Source organism: Paenibacillus sp. FSL E2-0177, from assembly GCF_037992975.1.
GTDB classification, from domain to species: domain Bacteria; phylum Bacillota; class Bacilli; order Paenibacillales; family Paenibacillaceae; genus Paenibacillus_AQ; species Paenibacillus_AQ odorifer.
In genome coordinates this window covers 4,469,417-4,494,196 of the sequence record NZ_CP150307.1, presented here as the reverse complement: position 1 = coordinate 4,494,196, position 24,780 = coordinate 4,469,417, and the positions used below count along the sequence as shown (strand labels likewise).

The 24,780-nt window shown below is 43.6% G+C and carries 23 protein-coding genes; 20 read left to right on the top strand and 3 right to left on the bottom strand.

Features of this window, described 5'->3' with window-relative positions; genetic code table 11:
• The first annotated feature begins 396 nt into the window (after window positions 1-396).
• On the top strand, window positions 397-738 hold the full coding sequence (locus MHI25_RS20065) for a DUF4181 domain-containing protein (protein WP_076127294.1): 342 nt from the start codon (window positions 397-399) through the stop codon (window positions 736-738).
• A gap of 302 nt (window positions 739-1,040) precedes the next feature.
• On the opposite strand, the gene MHI25_RS20060 is transcribed toward MHI25_RS20065, so the two are convergent.
• Entirely contained in the window at window positions 1,041-1,850 is an 810-nt protein-coding gene (locus MHI25_RS20060; RefSeq protein ID WP_340010605.1) for a lipase family protein, read from the bottom strand.
• Between the two features lie 133 nt (window positions 1,851-1,983).
• Here MHI25_RS20060 and MHI25_RS20055 point away from each other — a divergent pair, with 133 nt between their 5' ends.
• The 5 genes from MHI25_RS20055 to nagA all read left to right on the top strand — a co-directional run bounded on the left by MHI25_RS20055 (window position 1,984) and on the right by nagA (window position 7,592).
• Window positions 1,984-3,273: an L-serine ammonia-lyase, iron-sulfur-dependent, subunit alpha gene (locus MHI25_RS20055; protein WP_340394073.1), complete on the top strand. Its 1,290-nt coding sequence runs from the start codon at window positions 1,984-1,986 to the stop codon at window positions 3,271-3,273.
• 199 nt (window positions 3,274-3,472) lie between these two features.
• Window positions 3,473-4,939, top strand: coding sequence for a YdiU family protein (locus tag MHI25_RS20050; protein ID WP_340394072.1), 1,467 nt, complete (start codon window positions 3,473-3,475; stop codon window positions 4,937-4,939).
• A 38-nt stretch (window positions 4,940-4,977) separates the two neighbouring features.
• Complete coding sequence (locus tag MHI25_RS20045; RefSeq protein WP_076190662.1) at window positions 4,978-5,460, top strand: DinB family protein; 483 nt, start codon at window positions 4,978-4,980, stop codon at window positions 5,458-5,460.
• Window positions 5,461-5,635: 175 nt separating this feature from the next.
• On the top strand, window positions 5,636-6,421 hold the full coding sequence (locus MHI25_RS20040; protein WP_340394071.1) for a DeoR/GlpR family DNA-binding transcription regulator: 786 nt from the start codon (window positions 5,636-5,638) through the stop codon (window positions 6,419-6,421).
• Window positions 6,422-6,443: 22 nt separating this feature from the next.
• On the top strand, window positions 6,444-7,592 hold the full coding sequence (nagA, locus tag MHI25_RS20035; protein ID WP_340394070.1) for an N-acetylglucosamine-6-phosphate deacetylase: 1,149 nt from the start codon (window positions 6,444-6,446) through the stop codon (window positions 7,590-7,592).
• Here nagA and MHI25_RS20030 read toward each other — a convergent pair.
• Both MHI25_RS20030 and MHI25_RS20025 read right to left on the bottom strand, forming a co-directional pair.
• Window positions 7,581-8,351: an AraC family transcriptional regulator gene (locus MHI25_RS20030; RefSeq protein ID WP_076127284.1), complete on the bottom strand. Its 771-nt coding sequence runs from the start codon at window positions 8,349-8,351 to the stop codon at window positions 7,581-7,583. The two genes, nagA and MHI25_RS20030, sit on opposite strands and share 12 nt — an antisense overlap.
• Before the next feature lie 19 nt (window positions 8,352-8,370).
• On the bottom strand, window positions 8,371-8,952 hold the full coding sequence (locus tag MHI25_RS20025; protein WP_038572164.1) for a LysE family transporter: 582 nt from the start codon (window positions 8,950-8,952) through the stop codon (window positions 8,371-8,373).
• A 116-nt stretch (window positions 8,953-9,068) separates the two neighbouring features.
• On the opposite strand from MHI25_RS20025, the gene MHI25_RS20020 reads away from it, so the two are divergent.
• The 14 genes from MHI25_RS20020 to MHI25_RS19955 all read left to right on the top strand — a co-directional run bounded on the left by MHI25_RS20020 (window position 9,069) and on the right by MHI25_RS19955 (window position 24,723).
• The gene (locus MHI25_RS20020; protein WP_076304893.1) at window positions 9,069-9,623 is read left to right on the top strand and encodes a GNAT family N-acetyltransferase; all 555 of its coding nucleotides are present in this window, start codon (window positions 9,069-9,071) and stop codon (window positions 9,621-9,623) included.
• A gap of 205 nt (window positions 9,624-9,828) precedes the next feature.
• Window positions 9,829-10,308: a DUF6530 family protein gene (locus MHI25_RS20015; protein WP_038572158.1), complete on the top strand. Its 480-nt coding sequence runs from the start codon at window positions 9,829-9,831 to the stop codon at window positions 10,306-10,308.
• 42 nt (window positions 10,309-10,350) lie between these two features.
• On the top strand, window positions 10,351-10,710 hold the full coding sequence (locus MHI25_RS20010) for a GIY-YIG nuclease family protein (protein ID WP_038572157.1): 360 nt from the start codon (window positions 10,351-10,353) through the stop codon (window positions 10,708-10,710).
• A 189-nt stretch (window positions 10,711-10,899) separates the two neighbouring features.
• On the top strand, window positions 10,900-11,898 hold the full coding sequence (locus tag MHI25_RS20005; RefSeq protein ID WP_340394067.1) for a Gfo/Idh/MocA family oxidoreductase: 999 nt from the start codon (window positions 10,900-10,902) through the stop codon (window positions 11,896-11,898).
• A gap of 2 nt (window positions 11,899-11,900) precedes the next feature.
• Window positions 11,901-12,818 carry an AraC family transcriptional regulator gene (locus MHI25_RS20000; protein WP_340394064.1) on the top strand — a complete coding sequence of 306 codons (918 nt, stop codon included), beginning with the start codon at window positions 11,901-11,903 and terminating at the stop codon, window positions 12,816-12,818.
• Window positions 12,819-12,835: 17 nt separating this feature from the next.
• Window positions 12,836-13,918, top strand: a complete 1,083-nt coding sequence (locus tag MHI25_RS19995; protein WP_076127277.1) for a Gfo/Idh/MocA family oxidoreductase — start codon at window positions 12,836-12,838, stop codon at window positions 13,916-13,918.
• 137 nt (window positions 13,919-14,055) lie between these two features.
• The gene (locus tag MHI25_RS19990; RefSeq protein WP_076127275.1) at window positions 14,056-14,760 is read left to right on the top strand and encodes a response regulator transcription factor; all 705 of its coding nucleotides are present in this window, start codon (window positions 14,056-14,058) and stop codon (window positions 14,758-14,760) included.
• A 3-nt stretch (window positions 14,761-14,763) separates the two neighbouring features.
• Complete coding sequence (locus MHI25_RS19985) at window positions 14,764-16,149, top strand: HAMP domain-containing sensor histidine kinase (RefSeq protein ID WP_340394062.1); 1,386 nt, start codon at window positions 14,764-14,766, stop codon at window positions 16,147-16,149.
• 60 nt (window positions 16,150-16,209) lie between these two features.
• On the top strand, window positions 16,210-16,773 hold the full coding sequence (locus tag MHI25_RS19980; RefSeq protein WP_339187646.1) for a hypothetical protein: 564 nt from the start codon (window positions 16,210-16,212) through the stop codon (window positions 16,771-16,773).
• Window positions 16,774-16,911: 138 nt separating this feature from the next.
• A complete protein-coding gene (locus MHI25_RS19975) occupies window positions 16,912-18,033 on the top strand; it encodes an FtsW/RodA/SpoVE family cell cycle protein (RefSeq protein ID WP_076127270.1) in 1,122 nt (373 codons plus the stop codon).
• 30 nt (window positions 18,034-18,063) lie between these two features.
• Window positions 18,064-19,083, top strand: coding sequence for an LCP family protein (locus MHI25_RS19970; RefSeq protein WP_076182929.1), 1,020 nt, complete (start codon window positions 18,064-18,066; stop codon window positions 19,081-19,083).
• A 179-nt stretch (window positions 19,084-19,262) separates the two neighbouring features.
• The gene (locus MHI25_RS19965; protein ID WP_076201547.1) at window positions 19,263-20,438 is read left to right on the top strand and encodes an MFS transporter; all 1,176 of its coding nucleotides are present in this window, start codon (window positions 19,263-19,265) and stop codon (window positions 20,436-20,438) included.
• A gap of 252 nt (window positions 20,439-20,690) precedes the next feature.
• A complete protein-coding gene (locus MHI25_RS19960; RefSeq protein ID WP_340394061.1) occupies window positions 20,691-23,861 on the top strand; it encodes a GNAT family N-acetyltransferase in 3,171 nt (1,056 codons plus the stop codon).
• Window positions 23,848-24,723 carry an amidohydrolase family protein gene (locus MHI25_RS19955; RefSeq protein ID WP_076104960.1) on the top strand — a complete coding sequence of 292 codons (876 nt, stop codon included), beginning with the start codon at window positions 23,848-23,850 and terminating at the stop codon, window positions 24,721-24,723. The genes MHI25_RS19960 and MHI25_RS19955 overlap by 14 nt, the downstream gene beginning before the upstream one ends.
• The last annotated feature ends 57 nt before the right edge of the window (window positions 24,724-24,780 follow it).

Below are 24,780 nucleotides of genomic sequence, written 5' to 3'. Positions count from 1 at the left end.
TGTTCCCGCATTGAAAAAACTCTCGCATACCAATTATCTTGATTATCAAGATATAGTATATTTTATCGAATATACTGATCATTTGTCAAGCCAACGGCAAGCTCCTGAGTGTTAATTAGATATCCTTATTATGGTATCATGGGAATAATATTAATCTAATGCTAACTATATCTTTAATGAAATATACAAAAATAAGAGGAGTGAACGTAAATTGGGGATCATCGTAATGCTAATCATCTATTTGTTGCTTGGAATATTCGTGATTAAAGTAGGCATCGATAACTCTAGAAGTACGCAACTATCAAAAGAAATATTAAATGAGTTAAAAGAAATCAAAGAACTAATGATCAGAAATAAATACGAATGAATTCTATATAAGAGTGGAGGTGAACGAAAGTGAAAATTGGACTTATACTTATAATCCTTGCTTTTTCTAACCTATTTCTAAGGATATGGATTGTTGGCCCGGATAAAGAAAAACTTCCTGAAGACGGTTATGAGCTTAATATAAAAGGGAAGCTTATACTTGCACTTGTGGGATTAATTACGGGGATTGTGATAATAATTGCCGATGGCCCAGAGGGTACGGTTATGAAGTGGTTTTGGATTGTAGTTATAATAGTAGCAATAGGATTTCAGTCGTTTATCGACTGGAAATTTCTAAAACATACGAAACAGCACATAGTTTCACTTATTCTGTTAGTCCTGGGTGTGGTATTAGTTTATTTTATATTCTGATCTAGTTTCATTCGTACCGGTATCGGACCCAGATGATGTTAATTGCTAAATAATCGCCTTTTGGGCAGCGTTTCGGACTCCAGTGCAGCTATTCGTTAGAAAGTGACTTATATTAGGTGTTTTTTATGCCAATAGTGGCCATGGGGTCCGATGGAATTCTTAAAGTGGAAATATACTGCTGTTAGTGTCAATGGAGTCCGTTAGTGGCTTTGTAACTGCTGATGGCATCGAATCATACGAAGAAAAGAGGTGTTCCGGCAGCCAGCATATGGCTTGTTGGGCACCTCCTTTTTGTGTTCACATTATACTTCTGCTTTCGTAGCCACGAGTGGACAGAATCCAGGGTTCGTTATACATAATTCTTGAGCGAATTCCGGTTGGAGCTTGGAGAGCTCGGCGAAATAGCTGCTGATTACGTGATTACCACTTGTAGATCCATTCTGGAAAGACAGTGAGTTAAAAGTATGGACATGATTGTAATAATACTTTTTTTCCCGTTTGGGGAGCTTATAGACATGTGGAGGTGCGTAGGTTACAACATCAAAAAGATTGGCATACCGGTAACTCTTCTGCACATATTGTTTAAAAATATTAACGAAGTCCGGATCACCTACCCGTGGGGAGCCATAAGTATATAGGTTAGGTGAGGTGTAAGAGGTATTTGCCGCAATATCTAAGGTACATAAGGTGGCGAGCGCTCCACCGAGGCTGTGGCCCGTAATGTATAAGGTCTTGTCAGGAGATAGCTTGGAGAGCGCAGAGAAGATGACGTCCCGAGCTGAAGAATAAATGTTGGTGAAGCCACGATGGGTGAGAGAGTCTTCTTTAAGATATTTGAACCGTTCCTGTGAAGCGAGGACGTTGGATATCCAATTGGTCGTCGTACTGGTTCCCCGAAAGGCAATAATAATCTCTTGTGGAGACTCCAAAATAAAGCCGAAACGTTCCCATACATTATTGAAGGATTGTGCTTCAATGGGATGACATAGCTGATAATCGAATGGAATGACGAAAACTCCATCTATATTTGAAAATTGTGTATAGGTTTGCCCGCAGACTGCAGCTAGAAAGATCGCCCTTTGCTCTTGCTCATCCCTCTTACTCACGTACATCCCGCCTTTCTTTCCTACACTATATTAGGGGGATGAAGGAGTGATTCCTAAGAAAAAGGATTCCCTGAAACATCTCTCTGAGTTACTATATATAAATAAGTCCAACAGCGAGAGAAAAGGGGGAAATGCATACATGAGCAACTTATTGGAAATTTTACACAAGGAAGTCGTGCCGGCAGAAGGCTGTACGGAGCCGATTGCAGTTGCGTATGCCGTCTCCTTGGCGGCAGAGCTTCTCGAGGAAGAAATTACGGGGATTCAGCTGCATCTCAGCGGTAATATTATCAAAAATGCAATGGGAGTGGGCATTCCCGGGACAGGCCAGACAGGCCTGCCCATCGCAGCAGCCCTTGGAGCGGTGGTCGGCCGTTCTCACAAGGAGCTGGAAATTCTGTCAGGTCTGACGCAGGCTGAGTTGAAGATGGCAAATGACCTGCTGGATAGAAAGCTGCTAAAAGTGGAGATAAAGGACACTCCTGAGAAATTATATATTGAAGCCCAGTTGTTTACGCAGAACCATACGGCGACTGCCATTATTGCCAGAGAGCACACCCATATAGAATATTTGGCTCTGGACGGGGAGAAAATAACACCCCGGAATTCAAAAGCCGACTGTGGCAAGCCTGGTCTTTTCGACACGGAAGAGTATGCGGGCTCAGTTGACCAGATATTCGAGTTTATCTGTACCGCTCCTTTTTCAGACCTAAGCTTTCTCTTGGAAGGGGCGCGGATGAACAAAGCGATCTCTGATGAGGGATTGCGAGGCGATTATGGCTTGCAAGTAGGTAAGAAAATGAATCAGCAATCAGCGGTGAATCTGTTCGGCAATGATGTAGCGAACAGAATTATCGCGGCTACCGCAGCGGCTTCAGATGCTCGAATGGATGGCAGTGCAATGCCTGTGATGACAACTGCGGGCAGTGGCAATCAAGGCATCGCCTGTACGCTTCCCGTTATAGCTCTGGCGGAATTGCTGGGCAAAGATGAAGAAATGCTAGCTCGGGCGCTTGCACTGAGCAATCTGGTCACTGTGCACATCAAACATTATATCGGGCGTTTGTCCCCATTATGTGGTTCAGGGATTGCAGGGGGAGTAGGAGCAAATAGCGGGATCATTTATCTCATGGGCGGCAGTCTTGAGCAGATCAAGCATGGGATACAGAATACGATAGCTTCTTTGTCAGGCATGATCTGTGACGGTGCGAATTCTACCTGTGCGCTGAAGATTTCCACCTCCACCAATACGGCGATCCAGGCAGCCACTCTGGCTATGAACAACATTGCTCCTACAACCAAGGATGGTGTGATTTTCGAAGAGGTGGAAGATACCATCCGCAACATGGAGCGTTTGGTTCAGGAAGGGCTGGCGGATACTGACAAGACCATTCTCAATATTATGCTCTCCAAAGGCGGAGCGAATTAGCTTCCAAATAAGTTGAAAACAAGATAGAACATCATAATTAAGACCGCCCGGTTCCCTGCATAAAATGGCAGGAAGCCAGGCGGTCTTTGTAACACTTCGGCAAAAACATAGGTCTGCGAGAAGATTTGCATTAAATTTTAACATAACTTATTCTGAGTTAATAGAGGCATAGAGACTGAGGGTATAAAAAGGAGATAATATGACAGAGAAAATAGATATAGGCTGGAATTTTGCGAACAGTTATACTCATCTGCCGGAATCAATGTTTACAAGGATTAAGCCAACGCCTGTGCGTAAACCGGAACTGATTATTTTTAATGAACCATTGGCTGCTACTCTTGGGCTGAATAGCACAGCACTACAGAGTAAGGAGGGTCTTGGGATTCTTGCCGGCAACGAAGTTCCTGAAGGTACCCTGTCGCTTGCGCAAGCTTATGCTGGACATCAATTCGGACATTTTACCATGTTGGGAGACGGTCGAGCAGTGCTGCTGGGCGAACAGATCACCCCTCAAGGTGATCGTGTAGATATTCAATTGAAGGGTGCGGGAAGAACCCCATACTCTCGTGGTGGCGATGGCCGGGCAGCGCTTGGACCGATGTTACGCGAATATATCATCAGTGAAGCTATGCATGGACTTGGGATTCCTACGACTCGCAGCTTGGCGGTGGTAGCTACAGGGGAGCCGCTAATTCGGGAAACGGAACAGCCGGGGGCGGTTCTGACCCGGATTGCTGCCAGTCATTTGCGTGTTGGAACCTTCCAATATGTTGCTGCATGGGGGACTGTGGAGGATCTGCGTATTCTGGCTGATTACACGTTGCAAAGACATTATCCAGAAGCTCCTGTGGAAGATAATCCATATCTTGTTCTGCTTCGGGAAGTAATGGAACGTCAAGCAGCGCTAATTGCCAAATGGCAGCTTGTAGGTTTTATTCACGGAGTGATGAATACTGATAATATGGCCCTTAGCGGAGAAACGATTGATTATGGTCCATGTGCCTTCATGGATGTGTATAATCCTGAGACAGTATTTAGTTCCATAGACCAGCAGGGTCGTTATGCTTACCACAATCAGCCCGGGATTGGCGCATGGAATCTCTCCAGATTTGCCGAGACTCTCTTACCATTGCTGGCTGACGATCAGGCACAGGCGATTAAGCTGGCTGAGGAGGCAATTTCAGATTTTTCGGAGCGGTCCTATCAATATTGGCTAACGGGAATGAGAGCGAAGCTGGGAATCTTTAACGAAGAGTTAGAGGATGTTGCTCTGATTGATACCCTCCTTGAACTGATGCAAAAATATCGGGCTGACTACACTAATACATTTCGGTCCTTAACTTTAGGCGTAACGGAAGATGCTGATCTGTTTGGCACCCCTGAATTTAAGCAATGGAATGAGCTATGGCAGGCGCGGCTTAGCAGGCAGCAGGAATCACAATCCTCTTCACAGAAGCTGATGCATAGCAGCAATCCTGCGATTATTCCGCGGAACCATCGTGTAGAAGAAGCGCTTGAGGCTGCGGTAGAGCGGGAAGATTACGATGTGATGGAGAGGTTACTTCAAGCTTTGACTAACCCATACGCCTACTCCTCTGAACAAGAGGAATACTCGGCACTTCCTGAGGAATCCGCATGTCCATATCGTACATTCTGCGGTACTTGATTTGCATATAATTTATCTGGAAAATGGGGGAAGGAAGAATGTTTCATGCTTATGATGTTCTAGCCAACCAGTTGCTGGCCAATGCGAATGATCCGAGTTGGTATGTGCCCTTTGAAGTGGCGGTTAAAGACTTAAGTGAAGAAGAAGCTTTTTGGAAGGTAACGGAAGAAAGCAATAGTATTGCTGAGATTGTGCAGCATCTGCTTTACTGGAATGAAACTTGGCAAACAAGGTATAAAGAAGCCAGTGTTCAGGCGGTTCCTCCAGTGGATAGTAATAATAATACCTTTGTCGTTGCAGAAGGGAAAACGTTCGAAGCGCTGCAAAAACAACTTTTAGAGGTTCTTTTACACTGGCAGGAATTGATTAAGAAAGAACAATTGGAAGCTGATGTTCAAGGATTTCCAGACAGTAAATGGTGGGAAGTCCTCGGAAATGTAACAACCCATAATGCTTATCATGTGGGCCAAATTGTTTATATTCGAAAGATACAGAAGAGCTGGAACCGCGATGTGAAGTGACATTGTGAAGTGAATCCTAAAGAATAGACATTTTAAAGGCGTTAGCGGATGCACATTCATCTGGCTTTCGTCTTTTTTTACGCATTAATACTTATATATACTTAATCATTAACTTATAAATGCTTGTAAATACTTATAAAATGACTTATGATGACTTTAGGAGGTGAATTTCATTATGTATCAAGAGGAACGATTATTAAAAATACTCGAATATTTGAAACAACACCAATCGATGAGTGTTCAAGATATCTGTACGCAATTTGAAGTCTCAAGAGATACTGCCCGACGGGATATTGTTAGGTTAGTACAAGAGGGCGTCGTTGTTCGGACGCATGGCGGTCTAGCGTTACCTGAATTGCAAAAAGAATTATTATCTTATCAAGATCGTTTGATCGATGAATCCGAGAGTAAGCAGAGAATAGGGAAGATCGCGGCCGGGCTTATCCAAGATCGTGAGACTGTAATTTTAGACGTATCGACCACTGTACAGTTTGTTGCAGAACAAATTAGTGCGCAGGATATTACGGTTGTCACGCACTCGATAGATAATGTAGGGATTTTATCCCATCGCGAGGATCTGCTAATTTATGTACTTGGTGGTTACTTGAATGTGAAAAACCGCTTGTTATATGGTTCTTCCATTATCGATAAACTTAGTGAAATTCGTGCGGATAAAGCCTTTATTGGAGCATCGGCGATCTGTGCTGATGGACTCTATTATCCTTATGAAGAAGATGCGCGGGTAAAAAGAGAAATGGCTCGAAGATCTGATCAAGTGATTTTAGTAGCGGATCACACCAAATTTAATGCTAAATCCTTTTATCGGCTAGACTTTGATTTCGTTGATATTTTAGTTACAAATCGAGAGCTTCCAATCGAGATCAGAGAAGTTCTAGATCAGAAGAACATCACAGTTATTGAGTGCCAAGATGAAGCTGAAGAGGTTCCAAATCAAGAGTGATAACGACTGGAGGATAATGTTTATGACTTATATTTTGCAAAATATACAAGTAGTGCTTCAGAATAGTATAATTTCAGCGGCCAATGTATGGATTTCTGAAGGAAAAGTGATGAGGATAGACTCAGGAGATATTTCTATCCCAGAGGGTGAGTATGAACGGATTGATGGCGGAGGGCATTTGTTAGTGCCCGGAATGATAGATGTGCATATTCATGGTGCTAACGGGTTTGATATGATGGACGGTACTGAAGAGAGTATTCAAGAAGTATCGAAGGCTTGCGCAGCTTCTGGTTGCACCTCATTTCTGGCTACCTCTGTGAGTTCTACGATGGAGGATCTTTTAGAGATGATTCGTAGTGTCAAACGTGTAATTGGGCATGAAGTGGGAGCAAAGATCGCAGGCATTCACTTAGAGGGACCTTATCTAAACCCCAAGAGAAAAGGAATGCAAAATGAAAAGTATCTGCGGCATCCTAACTTAGAGGAAATGAAGCTCATTTTCCAAGAAGCTGGATCACTCATAAAAATGGTTACGATTGCTCCTGAGCTGCCGGGAGGCATGGAGCTTCTTTCCTTTTTGAAAGAACGGGGAGTGGTGATAGCGATTGCTCATTCGGATGCCACATATGAGGAAGCCAAACAAGCTTTTGCCGCTGGGGCAAGTCATGTTACGCATTGTTTTAATGGCATGCGGCCGATCCATCATCGAGATCCGGGGATTGTGGTTGCCGCTTTCGAAGAGAGGCATGTGAGCCTGCAAGCTATTGTTGATAATGTCCATCTGCATCCTGCAATTATCCGCTTGATGCATACCATGAAAGGACCGGAAGGAATGGTCTTGATCACAGATGCCTTACAGGCAATGGGGTTAGGGGATGGAAATTATATATTTGGAGGACATCAGGTTACGGTATCTGGTGGCATAGCGCGATTGGAAGATGGCACGCTGGCCTCCAGTACAGTTACCATGAATGAAGCCTTACGTTATACTGTCGAAACTGGAATTTCGCTCACAGATGCCGTGCAAATGGCTTCAACTACACCTGCCAATATTCTTGAACTTCAACAAAAGGGGACGATCACCTCTGGCTTGGATGCTGACCTGGTTCTCTTGGATGATGAATTCAAAGTGCTCTGGACAATGGTAGGCGGGCAGATCTTACAGCTGTGACCGGTATTCATGTGCGGTTATTCCGAATACGCTTTTAAAATGCCTGTTCAGATGAGTTAGATCCACAAATCCGCAATCTACAACAGCTGCATAGATATCCTTGGTTCTCTCAATGGACTGCTTGGCACGCTCTACCTTGCAATTTAAGAAAAATTGATAGGGTGATATTCCTGTATGTGTCTTAAACTCGCGAATAAACTGATATTTGGATAGACCAAACTCTGTGCAGAGATCGTCCAGCTTCAGCACATGGTCTAAACTGCAGTACATCATTTCCTTTGCTTTTTTGAGAAATTTATTATTCGTTCTACGATCGGTAACTATTTCAGTATTAGATACTAAATGAACCAGAGTGAATAGCAGTTCACTGCACAAAGACTCCTCTTTGCCATTCTGAATGGCATGGTTTAGGGCTAATATGCACTGCGCCAATTTGTCATCGTATAAGATAGGAGTGGCGAAGCGGAGTTCTTTTTTTCTTAATATCTCTAACATTAGGGTTGGCTTAATATAAAGCATGACATAATCAATGCCACCTTTATCATACGCATTGCCATCATGCGTTTGTTCTGGATTAAACAACATTACGCCATTTTTATGAGAGGATTGCAAACTACCGTCAAGATTATATTGCTGAATGCCACGAAGGGTCACACCGAGTGCATATTCCTCATGGCAATGTTTTTTATAGGTGAAATCAGTAAGGCTGGCGGATAAGGACAGGATCTCTGCTGACTTTTTATAGTTAAATTTCTCCACGTTCTTAACCTCCGCGACTTTATAGGATTCCCGATATCATAATGGCCGAGTATACTAAAAACAGTGCCATCACGGTATTAAGAACTTTTTGATGATTTTTCATAAATGTTCTGAAGATTGTCCCAAATACAACCCATGTCGTAAAGGCAAAAAATCCGATCACAGTTATAATTATAACAAACATAAACAAGGCAAGCGAAGAGGTATAGAATGGCATTACGTAGTTGGGAATGACCGTTAGTGTAAATACTAGCACTTTAGGATTCACAAGCTGCATAAGCACGCCTGAGCGGAAATTGGCATTGGGGTCAGGCTGGTCTTCCATTGAACCCATTTTAAAGATTTTATAAGCAAGGTAGAGCATATATAAACTCCCAATGACTTGCATAATGATCAGGATATTTGGGATGATTTCTACTAGAACACGGTTCAGCAGAGTAGAAAGGATAAGTAATAAGCCAAAAGCCAGCGTGGATCCGTATACATACCCCATTGATTTTTTAGCCCCGGAATGCTGCACGGAAGAAAGAATAACAATATTGGTAGGACCGGGTGTAAATGTAGCGACAACGCAATAGATCAGAAAGGACAATATATTCATGATGACCTCCAGTAAAGTAGTTCTATGAATATAAACCTTTCAGTCTGAATGCTGATAGTATATTATTGCAGGATTTTTAAGAATTCCGGCCGGGAATAGAAGAGGTGTCCGAATCAATGAATAAGAGTAATCAATTGACCATAAGCACGCTTTCTCCAGCTGATTTTGAATCCACATGCTCTGTTTTTGAAACTTCAATCCAAGATGCCTTTGAAAAAGAAGGGCTTGATCATTTACAAGACGATATCCAAAGTGAAATAGATCATAAAAAGCAAATGGTGATGACTTCACTGGATACTACGACTGGGGAGCCTTACTTCCTTCTTGCAAAAATAGAAGAGCAGGTTGTCGGTACGATTTCCTTTGGACCTTGTGGCGAAGATATTCAAACCTGCACGGATCATCAGTTAGATGAAATAGGGGAATTGGGCAGTCTATACATTATGCCAAGTTATCAGGGCCAAGGTGTGGGTTCAGCCTTAATTAAGGAAATGATGATATTTCTAAAAAAGCAAGGGGTAGAGCAGTTTTGTCTGGACAGCGGTTATAAACATGCACAGGTCAGGTGGCAACGTAAATTTGGGCAGCCTTATAAAGTAGTAGAAGACTATTGGGGACCTGATTCTGTCCATATGGTTTGGTTTTGTAATGTGAATGATCATTTAAGCTAGAAATATATTTTACATGAAAATAACAGTCCCTTTGCTGCGCGCAGAGGGATTTTTTGTTTTGTTGGATAAAACGGGTGTAATGTCGTTTGACAGATGATCTTTTGCCGGGTAATATGAATCTTAGATTTAGTAATTTAGTAATTTAGTAATTTAGTAATTTAGTAAATGAGTAAATTAGTAAATCATAAAATGGAGAGTGACTAACATGAAAATTCCAACAACTCTAAAACATAAACCTGTAGTCGTGTCAGAAAATTACGAGCAGGTTGATGGCCGCTACGCCGGGGACACAGATGCAAAAGGTCTATCCCTAGGATTAGCACAATGGAACGATAGAGGAAAGGTCGACATCTCAGCAAAGGTATGGAGACATACAGGGGACAAATGGTCGAGACAGTCCGAAGAGCTGCCAATGCACAGAGTGCTTGACCTGGCAATTTTGATTTGCAGAAGTAGTTTGTATTTTCAAGAGGCCTATCGTTTTCCGAAAATGTATGATCCCGAGAGCCCTATGATTGATCGTATTGGACTGCAGGGAGATGCAATGAGTGTATCTGTATGTGCAGACAATCCCATGATTGATAATGATATTAAGCTGTTCGCTCAGGCGCTTAGTGATGATGGTGAAATGATCGGAGAACGACTTTCGGTATTGTCCCGTTTATTAAAAGAAATGGGGTACTGAAATTTAGCAGAATGGCCTGTGAAAGGAGAATCATAAATCATAATGGACAAAAGTAAACGTAAAGAACTTCAGGAGCAATATAAGCAGCTCAAGACGTACATGGGTGCTATTCAAATTACAAACAAAAGAAGCGGGAAAATATTCGTTGACAGCTATCCCAACCTGAAGAATAAATGGATGACTATACAGATGCAATTAGATATGGGCAGATTTGCAAATGCGGAGCTGCAAAAGGACTGGAAGGAACTTGGAGCAGAAGCTTTCAGCTATGAGGTGTTAGAGCAGAAGGAGTCAGAAGACGTAACCGACGTGCGCTGGGAGCTTAAACTATTGAAAAAGAAGTGGTTCGAGAAATTGCAGCCCTTTGATGACAAAGGATATAATAAGCCACTAACCCATTAAGCCAAGTATAAAGAAACCTTTAGCTTTTATAGCAAGGGTTTCTTTTTTTAGGGATCGTATTTCACTCCGGATTTTATGTGTCGTAATATTATATATGTTTTGTCGCATTTTCCTACTAAAAAAGCTGTTTATTATGTGTTATTTTTATAGCAGATGTCAGAATAACATATATACGGGAGGCACAAGTAAATGACCATTAGAATTGGTAAGCTCAGCTATTGGCATGTGCATGCATGGGATTATACCAAGCAAGCTCAGGAGCATGAAGATACCGTATTAGCTGCAGTTTGGGACGAAAACGTAGAGCGTGGGAACAAAGCTGCGGAAAGCTTGAATATTCCTTTTTTTGAATCACTGGATGATCTGCTTGCGCAAGAGGATATAGATGCCGTTATCGTGGATGCACCAACGAATATGCATAGAGACGTAATCGTGGCTGCGGCCAAGGCGGGCAAACATATTTTCACAGAAAAAGTTATTGCCCCAACGTTAAAAGAAGTTAACGCAATTATCGCAGAAGTTAACGAGAACAAAGTGAAGCTAACGGTCTCCTTGCCTCGTTTAAATGACGGCTATACATTAACTATTCAAGAGATTCTAAGTCAGGAGCTGCTCGGCAAGATTACTTACGTTAGAGTTCGCTTATCCCATAACGGAGCAACGGAAAGCTGGCTTCCCGATCATTTCTTTAGCTTGGAGCAATGTGGAGGCGGAGCTTTGATTGATCTGGGCTGTCATCCCATGTATTTGGCAAAGCTTTTCTTAGATCAAGATGTGACTGGGGTTAGTGCTAATTTTGGGTATGTAACCGGTAAAGAAGTGGAAGATAATGCTGTAGTGACATTATTTACGGATTCAGGAGCAATTGGTGTGGTGGAGGCTGGTTTCGTGAATAGTCATTCGCCGTTTACTATTGAGGTGCATGGAACTGAAGGAACGCTGCTTTACGGAACACCAGAGAATAAGCTTCTTCTTAGAACGAACAAATCCACGGATAAAGAAGAAGGCTGGAAAGAAGTAGCCCTGCAAAGCAATCGTGAAAGCGCCTTCCATCAATGGGTTGATCATATTCAAAATAATACACTCGCCACTCAAAATGTTGAAATGGCAGTTGAGCTTACCAGATTAATGGAGGCGGCGAACCGCTCGGCTAAAGAAGGCTGTGTAATTCCGATTGGGAGGAATTAACGTTGAGCAGCTTTCCCTATGAGATGATGTTTGAGAAGCAGGACATGCTTGAAAGATTGGATATCACGATTCTATGGGGACATTACGAGATTACAGTGTTTAGATTTCATTTGACATCTTTTCCACCGGGCAGAGTAGTCGAGTTCCATAATCATTCTGAATTTGAGTTTCATTTCATTCCGCGCGGGAAGGGAGAAGTCATTCTTGGGGATCAAAGGTATCCTCTGTCAGAGGGAATGTTCTATCTAACCGGACCAGGTGTTATGCATCGTCAAGAGGCAGCTGCAGATGAATCCATGGAAGAGCTATGTCTGCATGTTGACATCAAGAAGAGAATCCGGGATGATGCGGATCTTTGGGAGGTTGCGGAAGCTGAGACCAGTGTGGAGAAGCTGAAGTGTTTACCCTTGGTCCCAGCACAAGATTATCACGGGGCTATGAAGTGTTTTCGAGAAGCGTACGAAGCATGCGATGGGAAGTTGACCGGATATTATACTTCAATTAAGCATCTCGTGATTAGTATTTTATTAAAGGCCGTTAGAGCGTATGATTCAGGCGGGATCCGCACGGAGGCGCCGGTTAGAGATATGCTGACTTACCGGTATCAATACGCAATGCAATATATGGAAGCGAATTATTCAGGAACGGTTACCTTAGAAAATGTTGCGGAAAAGCTGAATATTAGTTCAAGGCAGCTGCAGCGGGTGTTTAAGCAAGTAAATGCAGAACAATCATTCAGTAGGGCGCTTGAGGACATCCGATTGCAAGCGGTCTGCCGCAAGCTTGAAGAAAGCAATTATCCGATAGAACAAATCGCACAGTCGGAAGGGTTTACCAATGCTACCTATTTGCATATTGTCTTCCGCAAGCGGTTAGGCATGACACCGGCAACTTATCGAAACAGCAAACAAATCCATTAGAGGTGAGGGTGAAGGATATGAGTAAGGTTTTTCGTGTAGGGATTATTGGATGTGGTGGTATTGCGAATGGCAAACATCTTCCAAGCTTGAGCAGACAAAGTAAGGTTGAGATCGTGGCTTTTTGTGACATTATTAAAGAACGTGCTGAAGAAGCAGCGGAGAAATACGGAAATAATAAAGCTATTGTCTATACAGATTACACTGAACTATTAAAAGATCAATCCATTGATATTATTCATGTGCTTACGCCTAATGATGTCCATGCGGAAATATCAATCGCTGCACTAGAAGCCGGAAAACATGTGATGTGCGAAAAACCAATGGCTAAGACAGCGGCTGATGCCAAACGAATGGTTGAAGCAGCGAAACGTACAGGCAAGAAGCTGACCATTGGATATGACAACCGATATAGAGAAGACAGCTTATATTTGAAAAAAGCCTGTGAGTCCGGAGAGCTTGGTCATATCTATTTTGCAAAAGCACATGCCATCAGACGGAGAGCCGTACCGACCTGGGGAGTATTTCTTGATGAAGAGAAACAAGGCGGCGGTCCGCTTATCGATATCGGAACTCATGCGCTGGACCTAACCCTTTGGATGATGGATAACTATAAACCTAAAGTCGTGCTTGGCACTAAATATCATGAACTTTCACAAAAAGAAGAAGCCGCCAACGCATGGGGACCGTGGGACCCTAAAAAGTTCACCGTGGAGGACTCAGCCTTTGGAATGGTCGTAATGGAGAATGGCGCAACAATCATGCTGGAAGCGAGCTGGGCTCTGAATTCACTAGACGTACATGAAGCGAAATGCAGCTTAAGTGGGACGGAAGCAGGCGCAGATATGAAGGACGGACTTAGAATTAACGGAGAGAAATTCAGCAAGCTGTACACTAATAAAATTGAGCTTGGGGCAGGCGGCGTTGCCTATTATGAAGGTAAAGCTGAAAGTGCTCCGGATATAGAATTAAGAAAGTGGATTGAAGCGATTGAACAGGATAAGGACCCGGTTGTAACTCCTGAACAGGCTTTTGTGGTTTCGCAAATATTGGAAGCTATTTATGAATCGGCGCAGACCGGCAAGGCTGTGTATCTGGATTAGATTTTGACAACTATAGCGATTTAGAGTAATATCCACTTGTGATTTAATTATAGGGATCTGAGACAAGACTCTCTCTTTACCGGGAGAGTTTTTTTGTTTTTTACTTGTTTAGACTCTGGGTAATAGGGGTGGAAATCGTGGATACTATTGATCGCAATCATGTGCTTATTGTGGAAGATGACGATAATATTAGACGTTTTATATCTATAAATTTAACGAATAACGGGTTTGTGGTTAGTGAAGCTGCTTGTGGAGAAGAAGCCTTGCAGAGCTTTGAGGTGAGCCGTCCAGATGTTCTGGTTCTGGATATCATGTTGCCTGATTCTAATGGGTTCGAAATATGCCGAAAGCTAAGAGAGAAAGACGCTGGGGTCATCATCATTTTCTTAACCGCTCGTGGACAGGATATGGACAAAATCAATGGCCTTGAAATGGGTGCTGACGATTACATTGTTAAACCTTTTAATCCATTAGAATTGGTAGCACGTATTAAAGCGATTTTGCGCCGTACAGAATCAGCTCTCAAGCCGCAAAAAACGATACTTCAAGCTGGACCGATTCGGCTGGATCTGAATGCAAACAAGATGTTTAAGCAGGATGACAGCATTGAATTAACTCCGAAGGAATTTCAGATGATGAAGACCTTTCTGGAGCATCCGGATACAGCACTCTCTAGGAATGAATTAATGAATCTTGTCTGGGGAGAGGATTATATTGGAGATCCTAAGACGGTAGATGTTCATGTGCGTAAGTTAAGAGAGAAAATTGAGGTTGATCCTTCTAATCCGCTTTGGATTGAGACGGTATGGGGGCTCGGATACCGCTTTAGAAAGGATGGTTGAAGAATGGGGATTCAGAAAAGATTAGTAGGAAGCTATTTTGTAGTCATCTGTCTTACTGTGCTCATTCTTGAAATCATTCTTAATGTATCTGTGCGATATTATTATTTTCATAACATAGAGGAAACCCTGATGAATCAAGCAGAGCTATCGGCTTCTTTTTTTCAGCAATACTTTGGGGACCAGGATCTGGAGGAACAATCGGATAGGTTACTGAAGGGTTTTGCGAGTCATTCCGATGCACAGGTACAGATTATTAATGTTGAAGGCCGGCTGTTGCAGGATTCAAATGGACTTCAAGGCGATCTTACTATGACTGAGTACATAGATGTGCAAGCAGCAATAAAAGGGCAGCCCGGCAGTTGGAAAGGTGCGGACCCTAACACAGAGGAAGCGATTTACGCGGTATCCTATCCTTTACAAGCGAATGGAAACATCGTGGGGGGAGTCAGATTTATCACGTCCTTAACGGAAACTATACATACAGTTAAACAGATTACGGTTTTACTGATCGGGGTGGGGATCATCGTCATTGGCATTGTCACCTTACTTGGATTATTACTGTCTTGGACCATAACTAGATCCATTAAAGATTTGAAGCAGGCAGCAGACCAGATGACCGAAGGTGATTTCAGCATCAGAGTGCATAAGCGCTATCAAGATGAGCTTGGTTCATTGGCGGATACGTTAAATATGATGGTAAGCCGAATCTCCAAGAGTGAACAGCTTAAGAATGATTTTATCGCTTCCGTATCCCATGAACTGCGAACGCCCTTGACCTCGATCAAAGGTTGGGCAATTACCTTAAAGGCGAGTGAGGTGAGTAATCAACCTCTGTTTTATGATGGGCTTGATATTATTGAATCCGAAAGTGACAGGTTAACTCATATGGTGGATGAATTATTGGATTTCTCCAAGTTGGATAACGGAAGAATCGCCGTTCACTTCACATCTGTGGATCTAACAGAACTACTGCAGCATATCGGCAGACAACTTACCCCTAGAGCGACCCGACAAGGCATCTCACTAGATGTAAAAATAGAAGAACATCTGCCAGTGATTCAAGCTGACGAGAATCGTGTGAAGCAAGTCATGATTAATCTCATTGATAATTCGCTCAAATTTACTGGTTCATCAGGTCGAATCTTTATCACCGCTCATACGGTTCCAGGGAAAGTCGTGATTTCTGTAGAGGATACAGGCTCAGGCATCGCTGAGACGGATTTAGAGAATGTGCGGCAAAAATTCTACAAAGGGGATCAACAGGCTTCGGGTAGCGGCTTGGGATTATCCATCTCGGAACAGATCATTAAATTGCATCATGGAGAGCTGCGAATAAGTAGCACTTTAGGCAAAGGAACGATTGTCCAATTTGACTTACCGATAGAATAAGAATTCAAATTTAACTATTTCATAACCACTTTCATCTCTTTCACAGATAAAATACTATATATGCGGACAAGCGAGGAGTCGATGATCCAAATGCCGAGCAAATTCATAAAAATAGGTACCCTGTTGACAACTTTATTTTTGCTCGGAGGATGCGGAGTCCCGGCGACACCCGGAGAGCTGATTAAACCTCCATCATCAGAAGCAAATCTGCAGCGAGACAAAACGAGCCAGGAATTTATTAAGTGGCTTCCAGACAAAGCTCAATTGATAACTCCGATGAAGGGACAAGAAGATAATGCCATCTCCTTTGGCGATATGGATGGAGACGGAATCGACGAAGCTGTAGTTGTGTATGAGTACAGTAAAAACAAAGGATACACTATAAAAGCAATGTTGTTGAGGCAGGAAAATGAAGCTTGGCAGAAGATTTCCGAGGTTGAGGGGTTTGGGTATGGTCTAGATTATGCCGGATTCTTTGATGTTGATGAAGATGGCCATAACGAGCTTGCACTGGGCTGGTCATTGGGTGAGGCTGGAAATGGTATGGATATTTATACGCTAAGTGAAGATAAACTTAAGCTGTTATCGAAGAAGGCGTATCAGGGCAAATATGATCTGAGGTAATCATTTAACCTAATCATCCGTAGCGCTTCATTGAGAAAAAAGAAGTAAAAGTGCTCAGCGGATTATTTGTAATGCCCATTTTCATGCATATATCCCCTACACAACAAGAAAACTACAGAAATTAAATAGAGGTTGTAAATGCTTATCTCTACCAAAATTGCAAAGCTGGACAGATCCGTACTTTTTCTCACCACCTGCTTAGTTGGCATGGGTACTGTTGCTATTTATGAAGCGACTACGGATACGCGGTTAGACGGTCTTTACATAAGTTATTTGTATTTATTTGCTTTATTTTGCCTACCCATGTTATTCATTGCTTTGGTAGATTATAAGATTCTATTAGGCAGGTTAGCCTATCTCTTTTATGGCGTGGGCATAGGTTTACTAGTACTAGTCAAGCTGGTTGGAGAAAACCTCAATGGTGCCGTGCGTTGGTTAAGTATTGGGAGCTTTCAGCTTCAGCCCTCCGAGCTGGCTAAAATATGTACGGTGCTGCTCATTGCTCATCTATTAGGTACACGAGAGGGCCAGCGGCTGCGGTTTTTTCAAGATTTAGTGCCGGTCGGTTTTGTTTTTTTAATTCCTTTCATTTTAATAATGGATCAGCCCGATTTGGGTACAGCACTCGTATTTGCTGGCATATTACTTAGTATGCTGTGGATTGGTAACATCCGTGCTCTATATATGATTCTGATCCTTGGTGTTGTGATTATTTCGATCGGCACGATACTATGGCTGTATTATGCTAACTTCGACCTGTTATCCAAGATTGTCGAGCCCCATCAACTGTCACGAATCCAAGCTTTTTTGGACCCGCAGAGCGATCCAGATAAGTCTTGGCATGTAAAAAACGCAATGATAGCCATTGGCTCCGGGGGATTATCGGGCAGTGAAGGTATTTTTTTGCGAAAAGGATATATTCCATATGCGTATTCCGATTCGATCTACGTAGTCATCGGGGGAAAATACGGTTTTATAGGTTCATCCGTGCTGCTGATGCTTTATTTGCTGCTCGTGTACCGAATGATCTTTATTGCGCTGGATAGTAGGGACCGTGCAGGTACCTATATTGTCACCGGGTTTATCGCTATGTTCATCTTTCAAGTTTCCGTTAATCTTGGGATGCATATTGGGTTACTGCCCCTAACGGGGATTTCATTACCTTTTATTAGTTATGGAGGCAGCTCGTTGCTAACTAATATGATAGCGATTGGCATAGTGCTAAGTGTTAAAGTTCATAAGGATGAAAGCGCTGATTGAATAAGCTATTGGAACTGAGTGGAGGAAATTATGTCTAACAAACGCAAGTGGACAACAACCCGTAAAATTCTGACGAGCATTGGTCTTGTCTTAGGCGCAACTATTATAGGGATTGGAGTATATGCAGGGTATTTATACAAAAAGACGGATGATGCGATACAGCGTATGGCAGCTCCAGTCACCGTACAACCCACTGCTGCTCCAGAGGAAAAAAAGGAGACGGTATCGGTTGAACCTATGATTTTTCTGCTTGCCGGGGTAGATAGCCGGGACGGTGGCGGTGGGGTAATGAATACCGATGTTCTGATGCTTGTCAGCTTCAATCCGGACACGAAATCGACGAGTTTCTTATCTTTACCCAGGGATTTGTTGCTAAAACCTAAATCGTTACCTTCCCGTAAAGCCAATTATTATTATGCATATCATTACATAAAAGACAAAACAGAGGCTATTCCGAATACAAAAGAGTTTTTCAGCAATTTACTCGGTCTGCCGATTGATCACATGGTTGTGGTGAATTTTGATGTGTTGCAGGAGACCGTGGATTTGCTTGGCGGACTGACTATAGATGTAGATATGGATATGAAATATACCGATACGGCAGATGGTACACACATCGATTTAAAGAAAGGCTTGCAGAAGTTGGATGGCCAACAAGTTCTTGATTTTGTGCGGTACCGTAAATCGAATCAAGGAACGGCTGAATCCTCCGATTTCCAGCGTAATGATCGGCAGCAGCAAGTAATCAAGCAGATTCTGGATAAGCTAGGAAACTTCCAAGGTGTGTCCCAATGGGGAAATGTATTGGATATCATTGGTGAAAATGTGAAGACGGATATTCCTCAAGCAGATCTGCAGCAGTGGTTATTCAACTTCCCTAAACTTAAACCAGAGCATATTAATTCCTTACATGTGGAATCTCTTTGGAAGAGTCCGTATGTCTATGTGAATAAAGAGGATCTAAAACAAGCACTTACTACTCTGAGTACGGAAGCAGGCGTCAGCTCCGAAAGCTCATTACACTTGGAGAATGTTGGAACGGTGGATTAACATCTATAACCCTGCTCTTAAGAGCAGGGTTTTTTGTTTGTTCTACTATAAATCCCGCTAACCAGTAAAGTAATCCGCCAAGAGGTAGAGGCCTGACTTCCATGCATAGTACCATAAACACAGCGATTATGACGAATCGTATATTGTTTCTGGTTTACTTGAGAGGAGAAGGGGATTTTATGAAATACAGACGGGGTATTATGTTTCTAATCGTACTTACAGGAATGATCTCAATAGCTGCTTTTAATCCGATTATTGGTCCGCTTGCGCGAAATTTGGGGCTGAGTGATTTTCAATCAGGATGTTTAGTATCGGTGGCGGGGTTATGTTGGCTGCTCGGAGGATATTTCTGGGAAAAACAAACGTTTATGAGCCGAAAGTGGCTGCTTGCTTCGATTATGTTCGTCTATATGGCCACACTCATCATTTTTGCACTATTGGCTGATTATGCAGTAAATGCACAGAGTAAAGAGAGTTTGTTTTGGAGTTTCTTTTTACTTCGCGCAATCGCTGGCTTTTTCTTTGGAGGAATTCCGGCATTAGCACAAGCTTATGTTATGGGCTGGAGTACAAAAGAAACCCGTACACAAGGAATGGCATTATTCGGAGCGGCCAACGGTCTTGGTTTCGTAGTAGGACCCGCAATGAGTGGAGGAATGGCTTCACTGGGCCTGACCTCACCAATGTACGCGGCAGCTATTTTATTGTTCACCTTGGCTATATTGTTTCTGGTGTTTATTCCTAAAGAAAAGAATATTGAGATTGAGCGGCAGGCGATTTCACTTTCCCCCAATGATCGACGTATACGCCTCTATTTGTGGATTGGACTTTTGCTTTCGTTTGCTCTGAATATCGTGCAGGTTACTATCGGATTTTTTGTGCAGGATAGCTTGGGTTACAGTACTCAGCAAGCCACTCAGTTAATTGGAATGGGGCTGGCGATCTCGGGAATAATGGTAGTGCTCTCGCAAATTGTAATCAGTAAGTATCTCAAATGGCATCCTAAAAAAGTGCTGCTCGTAGGACTCTTATTTGTTGCCTTAGGCTTGCTGGGATTGTTATTGTTCATCAGATTTGCGTATGTAGACTTTACATTCTTGGGTATTGGCATCGGCTTTACACTGCTCGGCTACAGTGCGGGTGCTTCAATGGCGGTTCAAGACCATGAGCAAAGAAGCGTTGCTTCCTTTATTGCGGCCCTGCAAGGTGGCGGGTCATTCATAGGGCCAGTTATAGGTACGGCCTTATACACCGTTAATATGGCGCTTCCTTATTCTATCTGCGTACTGTTGATATGTATTGTAGGTCTCGCTAATATGAAGAAAAGAGCGGCGGATCGTGTGGAGAGTTGTTAAAGAAGAAAGGCTGCTCCTAATAGCAGCTTCAGGCTGTCGAGGGTGACTCGACAGCTTTTTTTGTAGCTTTCTGCTGGCAGTGAGTTTATGTAGAAAATAAGGAGAAAGAGTTTTTTACCTCGTATTGAGCTTCCAGTTAATAGTATAATAAGAACTCGTAGGAGTTATTTCAATATGTTGTAGAGAGGGTATCCACAATAACTGTATACGAATACATACTCATATTTTTTTGAGGAATAAGGAGATGAAAGCATGACTGTAAAAACTACAGCGGAACAAATCCGCATTATCGAATACGATTCTTCTTATGCTGGGGCGGTCGCAGAAATGTGGAACCGCAGCAACGAAAGCTGGGGCGGAGGCACCAATCAAAGAACTGAGGACAGTGTGCGCCGTGAGATGGAGATCTCGTCCAATCTTAATGCCTTTCTTGCCGTTGATGGCAAAGAGGTAGTCGGCTTCTGCAGCTTCGCCCACTACCGTCAAGATGAAGGGGCTTTGTATGTCCCGCTATTGAATGTACGCCCCGATTATCACGGATACAAGGTTGGCCGCAATCTGATTCTGAACGCTGTTCGCCAAACAATAGAAGCGGGCTGGCCACGTCTTGATCTGTTCACTTGGGCAGGTAATACGAAAGCCGTACCGATGTATAAGAAATGCGGATTTTTTTGGGAGAAAAATGAAGATTACGTCCATCTGATGAACTTCATTCCAACAGTACTGCAAACGGAAGCACTTGCTCCTTATTTTGAAGAACTGGATTGGTATGCAGACAGTACCCGTGAACTTCCCATCCAGCCAGATGGCCGCCAGGAGCGTGGCTTTGATTTCTTTGATTACACTTGGCAAAAGGGAGAACTCTCCTTGCGGGCGGAATTCGAGAAGACTGGCCGTGGTCTGACCGCTCTTGATACACCAGACTATGAGATCTCTACAGAGATTGATGATCATGATCTAGTGTTTGGTTCGACCTACAAGATCCGCTATCGCATCAAGAATCGTTCGACGTCTGAGCTGGCCATTGAGATCGAAGGCCAGAACGATAAAAATATCCGTTTTGCTCTATCTGCTGCGCGAATACTCGCTCCAGGTGAAACGGTTATCGTGGAAGGTGATTTTGAGCTTGATTCAGTTCGGGAAGAGCAGAACGATAAGAAGACACACCCCGTTGTTTTCAGCAAATGGATCATCGGTGGCAAGCGTGCGGAATTCCGCATTGGCGTTGCTCCTAAATTTCCACTCAAAATGAAGATAGCGCTGCCACACCGGGAACTGTATCTGGGTCTTCCTTCGGAACTGTACCTTAATGTGGAGAATAATTTTGCTGCAGAAGCAGAATTTTCTTTTGATTTGCCAGAAGACGAATTCCTCGTATGGGCGGACCGTACAGTAAGCTTTACTGTTCCAGCTAAGAGTAAGGCTTCTATTCAAGTACCCTTTACCCTAAATTCATACGGTCTTTATTCACAGGCTATTGAGGTAACGGCCGTTCCGGTTGGAGAGAAGGCAGTCACCTTCATAAGCAAGCTATCCGTTCTAATGAAGGGAACGCATGGCCGCTTTGGCGGGGAAAACGGGGATCAGTGGGTGGCTGTGAATGGCGCCTACTCTATTCATCTTAATAATACCGACAATGGAATGTGGATTGAATATCCCGGCTCGAGCCATAATTTCTGGTTGACCCATCCGAAGTTAGGCAAGCCATTCGCAGAAGAATTCTCTAAGAAACAGGCCAAAGAAGTAAAGATCTATTCTGAAGGGGAGAGCCAGGTTCTCGAATCTCTTTACGAGTCGGAAGAATTCCCGGGTCTTGAGATAAAAAGAGTGGCTAAGCTATTTGCCAACGGAATCGCTGAGTTTTATAGTGAGGTCTGCAATACCAATAGTGATATCCTGGAAGAAGACATGTATCTGTTGACGAATTTCGGCTTTTTCGGTAAACAGCTCATCTTGCCATATCAGGGCCAATACGTGGACATGGGCGATGCTTACTCAGGCGATCCAAGTCTTTGGGACAGTGCACAAATTACGGAGAACTGGTTGTTCTGCAAGGAAGAGAACGTCACATGCGGAATCTGCTGGGATCCTTCGCTAAAATTGCTTCGTCCGGAATACCCGCTTGGGCTGGAGCATAATCTTGGCCGAATCTCAGCTGGAGATGTCGTACGGACAAAAACTATGATGTTTGCTCTTAACACCTTCCTTAAGTGGTCGGAATTCCGCGCCTTTGCCCTAAAACAGCAGAATTCGGTCATACCGGTATTGGATGATCATCTTGAGCTAACGCTCGGCGGTGGAAATCCTTTTGCGGCAGGGGCACTTCATGCCGAGCTAATCGAACGAAAGATGACACCGCTTGATGGAAGCCTTGAATTGTATGTACAGGCTGATGGAGAAGAGGAGCAAAGTGTCGCTGAGATGGAGTTGCAAAGAGGACAAAATTTGCACTCCGCTGGTTTTGAACTCTCTACTGAGGATACAGAATCACCAGAACACAACGAATCTGGCCGTAAGGTCCGGGTCGTCTATCGTGGTGAGGATCGCATTCAAGAGCGAACAGGCCTCTGGTTTCCACAAACGGAAACAAGCGTTGTTTGTGGGATAGAAGAAGGACCTGCGGGTCCCATTTACACAGTGAGCAACGGAGTTCTATCTATTGCAGCTGCTCCTGATTTCGGCAGCGTTGTGCATTCCTTGAAGCACCAAGGAGAAGAGTGGCTGGACAGCACTTTTCCGAAAGCTGAACCACGTTCCTGGTGGAATCCTTGGCATGGTGGACTCGGTGTGGGTATTTCTGGCATAGGCGGATTTAGCCGGTTGCAGGAGCCAAGAAGTGCAGCTTGGACGGAGCAGATGGATGATCACGGCAACGTCTGGAAGGGATTAAGACTGACCACTTCGATGGAGAAGCAGGAAGCAAACCGGGGGATCACGATCAATCAGCATTACCTTATGCTGCCCGGAGTTCCTGTGCTCTGTGTGTTGATTTCAGTAACCAATGAAAGTGGAATGACGCTACCGCATTATTCGCTATCCGAGGATAGTTACTTTAAGCCTTCACCAATCTATTCGGAAGGCTGGATGGAGCTCCCAGAGGAAGGCAACTTCCCTATCGGGAAGGTCGAAGCCCATCTGGAATCCAAGGGGCTTATCCGAATCGGTGCAAGTTCACGTAAAGACATGCTGCATGTGGTGCATAGTTATCCTAATCAGAGAGCTATGTCTTACGTGAACAATAAGGTATTCACATATGGTGTGAATCACCATCTACTACTACTGAACGGAGAAACCGCTTGGACACAGCCGACCTTCATGATCATGGGAGAGCTCATTCTGGATCCAGAGGCAGTTCGTAATCTTATGAAGGTGACCTTTGCTAGTGCTTCTGACAAAAAGGAGACTATAAATGCCAATCATTGATATTCACATTCATCTGTCGGACATCGATAGCTTTCATCAGACAGCACTGGACCTCTCCAAAGTTGATTACACAGCTGCTGGGCTCAAAGCGGAGTTTGACAAGAACGACGTTGTTCTCGGCATTGGAATGGGGGTCACGGAGCAGACGAAGGGAGCCTTTCCTGACTCTGCCTCTCCCAATCCGATGGGTCTCGACTTGGAAGCCAGTGTACCGCCGTTCTTAATGGAATGCGTGGGCATTAATCCGAATATGCTCGGAGGAAAGGATGCTTTGGATGAGCTGGACCGAATTGAGGCACGGCTGCAAGCTCCTGAGGTAGCTGGTATTAAGCTCTATGCCGGGTACTATCATCATTACGTTTATGACAAAATCTACTCGCCGATCTATGAGCTGGCAGCCAAGTACGGCACGCCTGTGGTTATTCATACCGGTGATACGTATTCGATGAATGGATTGCTTAAGTATGCGCATCCGCTTACCGTGGACGAACTGGCGTTCCAACGGCGCGACGTGAACTTTATGATCTGCCATCTAGGCGATCCCTGGGTGATGGATGCTGCCGAAGTGGTCGCCAAGAATCCGAACGTCTATGCCGATTTGTCTGGTCTCGTTGTTGGTGATCGGCCTCATTTTGAGCGGTTCATGAATGAACCCCTGTTTATGGATCATTTTCGCCGGGCGTTGGTGTACTCTGATCACTATGAAAAAATGTTGTTCGGTACCGATTGGCCACTCGCGCCTATTGACCTGTATGCGGAGTTCGTCCGCCGGCTTGTGCCTGAGCAGCACCACGAGAAAGTATTTTATGAGAATGCCTTTGCATTATTCCCACGCATCCAGCAGAGAATTGCAGCGCTCTGAGCGGAGCGGACAGTATATCTGAAGCGCAGGAAAATAATATAATTACGAACAAGCCAT